This window comes from Ignavibacteriota bacterium, assembly GCA_016716225.1.
Lineage (GTDB): Bacteria > Bacteroidota > Ignavibacteria > Ignavibacteriales > Melioribacteraceae.
Map to the genome: position 1 here is coordinate 4,271,023 of JADJWT010000001.1, position 13,305 is coordinate 4,284,327.

Below are 13,305 nucleotides of genomic sequence, written 5' to 3' on the forward strand. Positions count from 1 at the left end.
ATATAAGATAATAGGTTTTATTTAAACTTCCTATAACATTTATTAGAATAGAAAGAAATTAAATTTTTAAATCACTTTAAGTTAGAATTTGATTATAAACTACATTCCAAATTATTGTTTTGCCATTTTATATTAACTATTTTTAACTTTAATTAAATACCAATAATGAAAAATTGAAATTATTTCATTAGGCATTCATTTTAATTATTTTATTTTCATTTATAAATGAAATTTGTTCCTTTTTAATTTGTTTTAAACCTTCTTGAATAAATCCAAAAATGATTATCCAAGCTGTAATACCAAGTATTAAATATTTCAAGTGAAACGGCAGATACAAAGGTGAATTCCATATCATATGCATAATTGCTGCAATAAAAAAAATTCTTGTAAATCGCGGGTCAGAAAACATGGAAAATTGGAATTTATTATTTCCTTTAACTTTCCATAGTGCTGCACCACACATGCCAGTCCATACAATATGACCACAAGGTGATAACATTCCCCTTAACATAATATTATCCATCATTGCTGTAGGGGATGGATCTACTAATCCGTTGTAAAGGGCATATCCAGCGCTCTCAAAAGCTGCAAAACCTACGCCTACAGCAGCACCAAAAAGTAAACCATTTAACGTGTAACTATATTTTCTAATATTTGCAACAATTAATAATGTTAAAATTTTTCCAGGCTCTTCAACAATACCAGCAACAGAAGCTCCAAGCCAATTAAGTTTAAGCGCATCACTTACCTGAAATAAAATTAAGGAAATTATAATTGATAAGATCCCACCCATAAATACTAAACGAATAACTTGATAAAGTGAAATATTTCTCCGAGCATTAACCTCAACAAAAAAAATTAAGGCAGAAATTGGAACGGCAAATGAACCTACAATAATTAATCCTGGTACAAGATTAATATTTTGAAATTCTTTCCAACCCTGAACAAATAGAAAATAAACAACCACTGCTCCTATAAAAGTTTTAAAGAATACCCATGGTCTTGGCCAATTTGTATCAACGTCTTCAATATTTGGTGTTGTAGATTTTGTTCCAACTGTAAAATATTCTTCAATTTCATCAGTCGAATGTTTTTTCAAAACATCCTCAAAAAATTCTTTAATATTGAATTCTTCAAGTTTTTCTATTCCGGCAAGATTTGTCACTCTATCACTTACTTTTATAGTAAATGGTTGATGCTCATTTTCATTCGATTGAGAATTTATTTTTTGGGAGGTATTAAATTCATCTTCATCCATAAATTACCCTGGTTTTTAAATTCATATGCGAAAAATATATATTCTATCTTGATTTAGATTTTTAAAAATCATTTTCTCATCAAGAAAATTTAAAAGGATAAGATGTCAATATTTACAGATATTTCAACTACAATTTTGGATTTTTCTTGTTAAATAGCAAGAAAAATAAGGATCTATGATCTTAATTTATAATAATAAAATTCATAATATTTATAAAAGTTTGCTGGAATTTCTCTAATTAATTATAATAATAAGTTTAGTTGATTTTTACTTTTTTTTAATCTTGCTCTTAAGCCTAATCTTACTCTATCTTTTAAAGCGATTAAGAGTAAGAATAAGATTATGAGTAAGAAAAAGATTTAATATTCGTCAACAATAAAAATCTTATTTATAAAAAATTGAGATGTCTCATCAAAAAGCTATTCGACATGTCGCAAATTTGCAATTGTCATTTCGATTCCGAAGTTTTTATGAGGAGAGAAATCTCAAAGCTTAAGTTTTACTTAATAATTCATTTTTGAGATATTTCAGAAAAAAGATACGATCTTTTCAAAATTCCGAACCATCCAAAAAATTTATAAAAACTAATAATTCATGCTAATGCAATAATTAAAATATTACAGAAAAATGCAATATTTGATAGCCAGACCATAAGGATATTCGACTTTCATTTTTGATAATTTATTTTATCTCATTAGAATAAACAATTTTGGGGATAGATTTTAAATATTCCCAAATCGCATTTATTTCATAATCAGTTAAAAGATTATATTTTTGCATTGGATATTCAAGTTTAGTTCCATTAAGATTTTTACCGGTTTTTAAAACTTTTGTGAATAATTCTAAGTTCCAATTACCTAAACCGGTTTTATCCATTGTTAAATTCTTTGAGTAAGTTATTAAATCGTTATCTGGATTTGTAAAAACATTACCTCCACCAAAGTATCCCTCGGATTTTTCAGGTTCAAAAACATTTACAGATGAAAAATCTCTACCATGACAACTGTAGCATTCATATTTTGCAGTAGCAAGATATTTTCCATAAGCAATTATATTATCCATTGGTGGAGAACTAATTTTTTCTTTTGGATAAGGCAAAGGTTCAAATGCGAGATTCATTAATATTTTAAATAACAGAGACGGATCGTTTTCTCCCGCTAAACTTTGTACAGGTTTAACCATTTCATTTTCTGATTTTAAAAATGCAACTATTGAAAAAATATCTTCATCTGATAGATTTGGAAAACGACTCATCCAAGGAGGAGTGAGCTTTCCTTCTTTTGTAATTCCAGTTCGTAATAAATAAATAAGTTCACCATCGGTATAACGACCAATGCCATATTTTACATCTTTTGTGATATTTGCAGAGTAGCTTGTTCCCATAGGACCATAGCTTGAAAAAACACGACCCCCTAATGTTCCGTCATTAGAAATATGACAAATAGCACAATTCATTGAAACAATTTTTTTACCTTCTGCTAATCTAATACTATTTATTTCAACCGTAATATCTTGGGCTTCATTTTTATAGTGAGGTGGATAACTTGCATTGAAGTATATTATTGCGACTACTACTAATGATAAAATTATAGCAATAAGGATTACCAATATTTTTAATATTTTCATGTTTATCCTCTTTAGAAATTTTGAAAATAAATATTAAAATATAAATAGCCCATAGGAAAAAATTGTACGTATAGGACAAATGTTAAAAATAAATATGTCCGTTTGCTCCTTTTCTTTCTTTTAGATAAGAAAGTGGTGTTAAGTTTGAGAAATGCTTAAAATCTCTAATAAAATGAGATTGATCGAAATATTTACATAAATATGCAATTTCAGTTAATGAATTTTTATTTTGATTAATTAACTTAACGGAATTTACAAATCTATGATATTTAATAAAATATTCGGGATTGGTGCCTAGAAATTCTAAAGCTTTTCTATGTAATTGTCTTGAAGAAATGTTGAGCAACTTTGCCATTTCAGAAATTGTTGATTTATTTGAAAGCAAAAAATGTAGTGCATTAATAAAACAAAACATTTCACATTTTTTTTTGTTTTTCTCTAATAAATTTTTAAGTTCAAAAAAGACAATTTGTTTTCTTTTAGAAAAATTATCTACTTCAATAAGTTTATACCATAATTCCTGAGCATTAGGGAAAATTTCGTTCAACTCAATTGCTTCATTTGTTATTTTGTATGCGGGTATGTTAAATAAACTTTTTAGTGCAAAAGGATAAAGTTGAATTCCAAAAAAAGCATGATGCCCTTGTGGAGTTAGACTAATTGGAATTGTATTAATACCATTTATAAAAAACTTTGGCACTAAATTAAACTTTTCATATTTTCCATATTGATATTTTACTTCAGCAGACAAATTGAAAATTACTTCAACAAAACCACTGGGAAGAATAATTTCTTTTTGATAAAATGGTATTCCATCAACTTGCCAAACTACATTGCAAATTTTGTCAAGTTCATTATCGTAAAAACGAGATGTCTCTACTTTCATAAAGAATAATGATATGTTATACCAATAGGTCTTTCTTTAAATATAAGACACCGTGTCGATAATTTCAAATAATATTTTTGACTAATGTTTTAATTTGAAATCAAAAAAAAGTCCGTATTCAGTTCTAAAATTTGATCTAATACTAACTGAAAAGCTTATTTCACATTTCTTCTGAAACTTAAAATTTATATTTGACAAGATAAATTATCTTGCAACTAACTCAACTCGTCTATTTAATTTTCTCCCTTCATCAGTTTGGTTCGTTGAAACTGGTGAAAGAGGTCCAACACCATAAGCTGAAAGTCTATTTGCATTAATACCATATTTTTTAATCAGTTCATTTACAACAGAAGTTGCACGTTGCTGAGAAAGATTCATGTTGTACTCTAATTTACCATTCATATCAGAATGCCCAACAACATATAAATTCAAATTGATATCATTTTTTAGAAGACTTGCAATTTCCTTTATTGTTGATGTAGATTCTGATTTTAAATTTGCATTATCAAAATCAAAGAAAATACTATATAGTGCAATTTTACCGGTAGTTTTTAGAGCATTTAGCATATTGTCAGCATTTATTAAAATAAGGTCATCTTTCATTTTGGTTTCTTCAATTATATCAATCATGTAAATTTTCTTATGCTGACTGTATTCTTTACCACCAATAATCACATAAGTAGTTTTGGATCCATTTAATAATTTACCAGCGATATAACAAGTACCGCCTACTGATGCTGATCCAGCTCCTAATAATATGTTTGAATTAGTAGGGTAATTATTTTTGTTATAGAATATCCCAAGCCAAGATCCTCCTCCAACTTCCTTTGAAATATTTCTATCTTTATTTATGCCTTTTGCGAGAAATTTGAATCCAGATTTTTCCATGGTTTTTAAATAATTTGAAAAAATTTGAGTAATTGTAATATTACCACTAAGCTCGTAATAGATTCTTGTAAATTTTCCCTCAATGTCTATCCAATCGCTTATTGTTTTATAACCTGACACTGGTCCAGTAGCTATGGAATATTGATTATATTCCTGTTCGTCATAAAAAACAATGTACGAACCTGGATACCTGCTAATTAAGGGATGGTCTTTGCTGTTTATTAAATCTTGCTGAGCAAAAAAAATGTTACTAAATGATATAACAATAATAAATTGAATAAGTATCTTTTTTCTCACTGTGTTACCTATATAAATTTTAAAAACATTAAACAGATTAAAATCATTTTAAAATAATTTTATTTCATTAAAATCATTTTGCCCATTTGATAATTTACTTCCGTTTTCAAAATATAAATGTAAGCTCCACTAGCCATATTTGCAGCATCCCAAGTAACATTATATTTTCCAGCAGGGAGTTTATTATTAACAAGTTCTGCAACTTGTTCACCAAGAATATTGTAAATCTTTAAATTAGCGTAAGAAAAATCAGGTATGGTAAATTTTATATTCGTTGTGGGATTGAATGGATTTGGATAATTCTGCTCAAGAGTAAATTTGTTTTGTATACCGCCATCAATTTCTTTTACATCTACTGGATAATTATCAAAGGTAAAATTATCAATAATAAACCACGTACCAATATGCGGTGTTTGGTTTTCTGGCGGTAAGATTGTTATACTAATGCTGCCATGATCTGGTTGCCAATTTGGTGGATTATTTGCATCGTATTCCATTACTATATCCAATTCCTGAAAGGATGTTGTACCTGCAGCAATTGTCGCACGTCCTTCTGCTCCTCCACCAACACTTAGGTTTATAAAAGCAATTTCAATATAAAGCATATCTCCATCTTGAGGGCTGAACTTGTATTGCCCAGAGAATTTACTAAAACGTTCTGAGAGCGGAAATGTTTGTTGTGTTTGAGAACCAGTATATAATATAGGTGGATTTGGAAATCCCCCAATACCAATCACTTCTCCTCTAACAGCAAAATTACCACTGTAGGCATCAGTTGATTTGGTAATATTTTCAAAGCCGGGAATACTACTAGATGTCCAATTAATAGGAGTACTTCCTGACCAGTTTTCAAAACCAGCATTTGGAATAGGATTTTGTGCTTGTATAAAATTTAATTGCCAAACTAACAATAGAACAATAATTAATTGTTTCAGAAACCAATGTCTCATTTTTAACTCCGATGCATTTAATTTATCTCAAAATAAGTTTATTGTTAAATGTATTTTACAAGTACTGGTTTTTCAATTACTCATTTGCGGTATTTTTAATTTTGGGGAATAGTTAAAAAGCTGCGAGAATTATTGGATTGATAAGAAATTAAACTGGTCGAATTGTTAAATCATTTTTACATATTAAATAATTATTTAAAAAGAATTGAGTTTTATATTAATCTATCTTTGATTGCTTTATTAACAGCTTCAGCACGTGAGTTAACATGTAACTTTTTATAAATATTTTTAATATGCACTCTAACCGTGTGACCACTAATGTAAAGGGAATCTGCGATGAACTTATAATTATCTCCGATACAAAGTTTTTCTAATATTTCCGATTCTCTCTTCGACAATGGGGATTGAGAATTTAAGTGAAAGGAAGAAATTATTCTTCTTGCAATACCAGGACTTATCGGTGAGCCACCTTCTGTTACTTCCTTAATTGAATTAAGTAGTAAAAGAGGCGGTGTTTCCTTCAAAAGATATCCGGTAGCTCCAGCACAGAGTGATTTAAAAATTGATTCATTATCTTCTTGAATTGTTAGCATAATAAAATCCGTTGATGGTAACTTTTCTTTTAATATTTTAACCCCTTCTATTCCACTCATTTCAGGTAGATTTATATCCATCAAAATAACATTAACCGGTTTTTTAATAATTGCTTCCATAGCTGTTTCTAAATCATTATAAGTTTGTTTGCAAGAAAAACCAGGAGACCTATCAATAATTAAAGCAAGCATTTTTCTGATCTCATAATCGTCATCTACAATAGATACTGTAATATCTTTAATATTTTGGTTCATTTTAGTAAATATTATCTTATTTAAAAATGATAAATTATATAAATTTTTCAATTACTCATTTGAGGTATATTACCAATTAGCATTATCGAACTTCCCTCGGTAGGTTTAGAAGTAATTTGCAATTCACATCCTATTTTTTTGGCTCTATTTATCATATTATTTATTCCATATCCTTTTGATTTCATATTTAAATCAAATCCCTTACCATCATCATTTATATGTATGGTGAAAAGATCATTTACAGCAACTTCAATTGTTACTTTTTTTGCTGAAGAATGTTTAATGCAATTATTTATTGCTTCTTTAAAAATCAGCATTATTGCTCTGCGATATTCCATCGGTAAATTAATTTTTTTCATTGGTTCATTTAATCCTATGACATTAAATCGAACATCAGTATAATCAAAAATGGAATTCCCAAAATCTTTAAGCCTGTTTATTGTATCAAACAATGAATCTTTTGTGGGATCTATAACCCAAATGAAATCCCTCATACCAGATGAAAGTTCCTTTGTATTTTCTTCTATTTTTAATAGATATTGATTTAATAAATTATTGTTTTCTACTTCAGTTTTGGCGAGTTCAATAAACAAAGAAATTTTCGTTAGTTTATTTCCGGCTTCGTCATGAAAATCAGCTGCGCTTTGTTTTCTTACTTCTTCTCTTTCTTTAAGTTTTGCTGCCTCAATCTTTGCATGAGTTTCAATTTCTTTTTTTGCAGAATTGATTCTGAATTTTATAAAAAGAAATACTACAAAAAAGAATGAACTAAAATAAATAAGATAAGCATACCAACTCAACCATGGGGGTGGAAAAATGACCAACTTTATTGACATTCCCTTAGTATTCCACTGTTCATCATTATTGGAACCTTTTATGTGAAGTATATATTGTCCCGGATTAAGATTTGTATAAGTCACACTTCTGCGGAATCCTGCATCAATCCAATTATTATCAAATCCTTCAAGCATGTGTGCATATTGATTCTTTTCTGGTAAAATATAATTTAATGCTGCGTATTCGAACGTTATTACATTTTTATCATGTGATAGCTCAATATAATCAGTCATATAAATTGGCTTGGATATCGTAAAAATTTCATCTTTAGAATTATTTTTTAATGGTACAGTTTTATTAAATAATTGAAAGTCAGTAAAACAAATTGGCGGTATGAAATTATTCTGTTTAATACTATCAGGCTGAAAATAATTAAATCCATTTATTCCACCAAAAAACATGATTCCTTGCTTATTTTTAAAATACGAATTTTGATTAAATTCATTGCTTTGCAATCCGTCTTTTTCATTAAAAATTTTTGTAACAATTTCCTTCTTTGGATCAAATCTAATTAATCCCTTGTTTGTACTAAGCCAAAATTTCTGATCATCATCTTCAAGTAATCCATAAATTACTTCATTAGGAAAATTATCAGCTTTACCAAATTGTTTGAAATTAAATTTAATAGAAACATTTTCAGCCTTTTCAAACATTTTTTCCTCGAGTGGAGTAGTCAATTTATTCAAACCGCCAGATGTTCCAATCCATAACTGATGGCTGCTGTCTTCAAATATTGACAGAACAATGTTATTACTTAAGCTATTTGGATCATTAATTTCATTTTTTATATAAATAAATTTTTCACTTTTTCGGTTAAATAAATTTAAACCTCCCGTAGGTGTTCCCAGCCAAAAATTATTTTTGCTATCAATATACATACAATAAACAAAGGAATGTGAGGGTCCGTTTCCATCTATGGAAAATGAATATTGTTTTGTGATTTTGGTATTGGGGTTGAACGCTATCAAACCATCACCTCCAGTTCCAATCCAAAACAATCCCGTTTTGTCTTCTAATATAGATTGAATCCGGAGAGGTATTTTTGATAATTTTATTTCCTTGAATGAAATATCTTTAATTTTATTTGTTTCTGAATAATTAAACATATTAAGTCCGCCGTTACGTGTACCCACCCATATATTCCCAGATTTGTCCTCGTATAATGAAAGTATATAATTTGAATTGATGGAATTTATTTTATTTGCAATATTTTTGAATATAATATTTTTGTTTGTTTTTCGGTTATATGCATTCAAACCATCTGGAGTGCCAAGCCATAAAATTTTATTTCTGTCTTCCAAGATTGGCCCAATACTTTTATGACTGAGTGTATTTTTATTTGCATGTTTAAATTGAACAAGAGTAAAATTTTCAACTAATCTATCGATCTTATTAATTCCGCCATAAGTACCCACCCAAATTATTCCTTCTTGCGATTCATAAAGCGAGACTACATTATTATGTGCCAAACTATATGGATCATTGGGATTGTTGGTAAAATGATTTATTAATCTTCCATCTTTACTATATTGAAATAATCCGTTATTACTTCCTATCCAATAAAATTCTCCGGCAATCAAAATATTATTGAATATTGTTTTTTTCTCGTTTATAAAAGTTGGGCTTTTTATGAGTAATGAAGCATTGTTTGCATTATCAATTTTTACTAGGCCAGCACTACAACATATAAATAACTCATTTCCAAAATTTTTTATATTTAAAATATTCCCAAATTTAATACCTTTCGAATCTGGATAAGCTGAAAAATATTTGAGCTCGTTTGTAATAATGTTTAATTTTATAAGAAATGAATCAATAGCTGCCCAAATAAAATTAGGCGGTTGGATTGCAATAGCACTTATATAAAGATTTTTATTCGATATTATACTGGAACTCTTACTGAAATAATGTTTAAACTTTTTAGTTTTTTTATCAAACTTATTTATTCCAATACCACTGCGAATCCACGATGTTCCTTCAGGATATTCTAAAATTTCGAATATATCATCGCTGGAAATTGAATTTTGATTTTTAAAATCATTTTTAAAGTGAGTAAAAGTTTCTGTTGATGGATCAAATCTTGTTAGACCTCCGCCAAATGTTCCAATCCATAAAATACCATCATTATCTTCATAAATCGACCAGATATAATTATTGCTTAAGGAGTTAGTATTTCCCGATTCTTGAGAAAATATCTTAAAATTATAACCATCGTATCTGTTGAGTCCATCTTGAGTACCGATCCACATAAATCCATGTTTGTCTTGAATGATTGCATTGGCTGTTGTTTGTGAAAGCCCATCTTTAACTGTTAAGTGATCAAATCTAATTTTATTCTGTTGAGAGTTAATTTGGTTATTTAAAAAAGTGAGAGTAATTAACAAAATAGATTTTAACACTTTGGGCAATAGCAAATGATTATTTTTTTTTGCTTTAATAATGGTTTCTCTAGATCTGGAATAATTATAATATATTTTGATTATTGTAATTTCTTCAGTACATATAATTTTTAATGGTTCATTAAATAAATTATGAAAATTCTACTTTAACTAAAAATTAATAGTTGAATTCAAATTTGTAACAGTTCGCTTTCTTGAAAATCCTCTAAGAAGTTTATTAAGAGTAAAAACTCTCGCTTAAATTTAGACGGGTGTTCAATCTTTGTCAAATTAAAAATTCAAAAACATTGTAAATGATTTTTCCTTTTAGCAGAATTACTGTAATAAAACCATTTTCTTTACGTCAATATATTTCCCTGCTCTAAGCTTATAAAAGTACACTCCGCTTACAAGTTGTGAAGCATTAAATTCCAATTTATATGTACCCGCTTGTTTATATTCATCAATCAAAGTTTCTACTTCTCGTCCAAGAACATCATAAACTTTTAGTAAGACATGTGAGTTAACCGGTATCTGATATCTAATTGTTGTGATTGGATTAAAAGGATTAGGATAATTTTGTGAAAGTGAATATATATTTGGTTTTTCATTCGCACTTTGCACTGAGATGACTGATTTAGCCTCCCATGATGTTGAAACAATATCAATAAAATCATAAGTAACATCTCCAATTTCGTCTGAAATAGTATTTCCACCATATCCACTTGATGTAAAATCTTGGAATGTTTCATTACTGGCTAAGTGATAAGTGTTAGATGAAAATTTGGTATTTTTGCTAATTCCTGTTAACTCTGACCATGATTTAGGAACAGGAATCATTAACAAATTTTTATTTGATTTATCTATATAAAAATTAAAATTATGATGTCGAACTTCACCATTAAGTCCACTCCATTCAATCAATTCAGTATGACAAGCATCTAATAGATTTGATACAAAGGGTAATTCGCCAGGCTGCTTGTAATGCAGAATCGTTATCTCAATTTCGTAACCATTCATTCCAGTTGAGTTGAGGCCATCAACATCAAGATTTATCCCCCAACTGTAGTCGACCCAGTAATCATTCACGTAAGACTGGCTGAATATCAGAGTATCAGGTATGTTTACCAACTCCAATTTAATTAAGATAGTATCATTTTGATTTTTGTATAAATTGAAATTGATATTCTCTGTAATACTGCCTTCAATTACAGTTATTTGGTCTGCTTCGCTTCTGGAATTTTTTTGATCAAACCATTGTTCGGCATAAGTTTCATTAAAATCATAGGCCTTTGCAAAATATTTTCCTGATGCTAAATTAGTTATAATGTAAAAGCCTTCTAGGTCTGTACTTCCAAAACCACTCCAATTCCCTAAACTATCTTCAAGGTTAACATCAATATAACTTAATGGATATCCGGAGTTATCAAATACTCTTCCGGATATACTTCCTGCATTCTGTAAAACAAAATCAATGTTCTCTCTTTTTTCTTCATTTAGGAGTATTATTGGAGTTGCAGAATCGGATGATGAGACCAGATTATACCATTGACGTGCATAACCATAGCTCTCCGCCATAATGTAATAGGTTTTATTAGCTTGCAATTTGGGAGCAATGTAAATACCTTCATTATCTGAATAAGAATAGTTTGTAGGTAAGAAAGTACTATCAGTAATGGTAATCCAGGCCCCAGGTATTACATTATTTTGTTTATCTTTTATAGTTCCCGAAATACTAGCCCCTGATGACAATATAAAATTTGTATTGGGAGTGGTTTGCTTGACAACAACTGAAACTTTTGTTGCGTTTTCGAAGGATGTTGCACCATCATACCATTGTTCGATATATTCATAACTGCTGCTTCTTACAAGATATTTTCCTGTGGCAAGACCTCCTGCTAAATAATAACCTGAATCATTTGTCATGGCGTATGATTTTTGATTGAATAATGAATCAAAAACATCAATTGATACACCAGCAATACCATTCCCAAAATTATCAACAGCTCTGCCTGAAATTGAACCTCCTTTTTCAAGTATAAAATTTATATTTGGAGTATCATAACCCTCAATTACTTGGAAAAAAGTCGCACTATCTTTATTATTAACTTTATCATACCACTGTGGCATGTAAACATTACTTACTCCAAAACTAGCAATTGCAAAAGCACCATATTTTGAAGTCGTTAATTGACTTACAAAATAATTTCCATTTTGATCTGGATACCCATCATATCCGATTGGATACCCAAAAGTATCTATTGCCATAATTACTGCTTGATTTATGGGATTTCCATCTTCGTCTTTTATCTTTCCTGAAAAACTTCCAGATTTCATTAATGCAACATTTTTGGTCTTCATTACACCAGTAATACTAAGTGAGTATTCCGCGTATGGGTAATATCCATCAGCCGATACTTCGAAATGGTATTCTCCATCTATTAAACTCATCCGATAATAGCCGCTATCATTAGAATATTTATTACCATCATACTCGTTATTGTATGCTCTAATCCTAGCTCCTAAAATAGGATCGCCTGTTAAATTATCAGTTATGCGCCCTTTAAGCCCGCCGGAAACCCTTTTAATTTCAAAATTTACATCTGTAGCACCGGGCAATACATTAGTTTTTTCTGGTGTTGATACTAAATAACCTTGTATAACGAAGGCAGTAACCGTATAAGTTAATTCCTCATTGGAGGAGGTGTAAACTGGTATTTCATAATTCCCGTCAGATGAAGAAAGGACAATAGAATAAAGTGAATTATAATAAGCATCTGCATAAATCGAGATTCCTCCTATGCCACTTGAGTTTAATGTTACCTTACCCGAGATTGTACTATTCGCTTTGAAGATTGTGAAATCTTGCCGAACAATACCTGTTTCCGGTAAATAAACTGTCTCATTTTTATTATCCTCAAGATATTCCCACGCCCAAGCACTTGCAGAAATAACATATTCTCCTTGATTAGTCCCTAATTTGTAATGGCCAACCGAATCTGTATTGGTGAAAATAGTTCTTTCATAATTATTTTCATAAGCACGTATTTGAGCATTTTTTACTTCCAAACCGTATTGATCTCTCACATACCCTTCAATAAATGACGTGGCTGGAGAATAAAAGAAAGTTGCCTCAGTAGTATCGGAGTTTATGTCAACCACCATATTATCATTGTGAGAAACATATCCATTCGTTATCCCAAATGGATCAAGAGTTTGTAAATAAACCTGTTGTGTCTTCTCTCTATCAATAATTATTCTGAATTTGCCCAGTGAGTCTGTGAAAACTTTAATTTCTGGAAAGTACGGTGATCCAGCCATTACCAATAAATTTTTC

General features: G+C 29.5%; 8 protein-coding genes. All 8 read right to left on the minus strand.

Features of this window, described 5'->3' with window-relative positions:
- Nucleotides 1-187: 187 nt before the first annotated feature.
- The 8 genes from IPM32_18345 to IPM32_18380 all read right to left on the minus strand — a co-directional run bounded on the left by IPM32_18345 (nucleotide 188) and on the right by IPM32_18380 (nucleotide 13,295).
- Nucleotides 188-1,258, minus strand: coding sequence for a PrsW family intramembrane metalloprotease (locus tag IPM32_18345; protein ID MBK8947205.1), 1,071 nt, complete (start codon nucleotides 1,256-1,258; stop codon nucleotides 188-190).
- A 681-nt stretch (nucleotides 1,259-1,939) separates the two neighbouring features.
- The gene (locus IPM32_18350; protein ID MBK8947206.1) at nucleotides 1,940-2,884 is read right to left on the minus strand and encodes a cytochrome c; all 945 of its coding nucleotides are present in this window, start codon (nucleotides 2,882-2,884) and stop codon (nucleotides 1,940-1,942) included.
- Between the two features lie 82 nt (nucleotides 2,885-2,966).
- Nucleotides 2,967-3,770 carry a helix-turn-helix transcriptional regulator gene (locus IPM32_18355; protein MBK8947207.1) on the minus strand — a complete coding sequence of 268 codons (804 nt, stop codon included), beginning with the start codon at nucleotides 3,768-3,770 and terminating at the stop codon, nucleotides 2,967-2,969.
- Nucleotides 3,771-3,974: 204 nt separating this feature from the next.
- Complete coding sequence (locus IPM32_18360; GenBank protein ID MBK8947208.1) at nucleotides 3,975-4,955, minus strand: OmpA family protein; 981 nt, start codon at nucleotides 4,953-4,955, stop codon at nucleotides 3,975-3,977.
- A gap of 59 nt (nucleotides 4,956-5,014) precedes the next feature.
- Nucleotides 5,015-5,905, minus strand: coding sequence for a T9SS type A sorting domain-containing protein (locus IPM32_18365; GenBank protein ID MBK8947209.1), 891 nt, complete (start codon nucleotides 5,903-5,905; stop codon nucleotides 5,015-5,017).
- Between the two features lie 212 nt (nucleotides 5,906-6,117).
- Complete coding sequence (locus tag IPM32_18370) at nucleotides 6,118-6,753, minus strand: response regulator transcription factor (GenBank protein ID MBK8947210.1); 636 nt, start codon at nucleotides 6,751-6,753, stop codon at nucleotides 6,118-6,120.
- Between the two features lie 47 nt (nucleotides 6,754-6,800).
- Nucleotides 6,801-9,974, minus strand: coding sequence for a hypothetical protein (locus IPM32_18375; protein ID MBK8947211.1), 3,174 nt, complete (start codon nucleotides 9,972-9,974; stop codon nucleotides 6,801-6,803).
- A gap of 330 nt (nucleotides 9,975-10,304) precedes the next feature.
- Nucleotides 10,305-13,295, minus strand: coding sequence for a carboxypeptidase regulatory-like domain-containing protein (locus IPM32_18380; protein MBK8947212.1), 2,991 nt, complete (start codon nucleotides 13,293-13,295; stop codon nucleotides 10,305-10,307).
- Nucleotides 13,296-13,305: the final 10 nt, after the last annotated feature.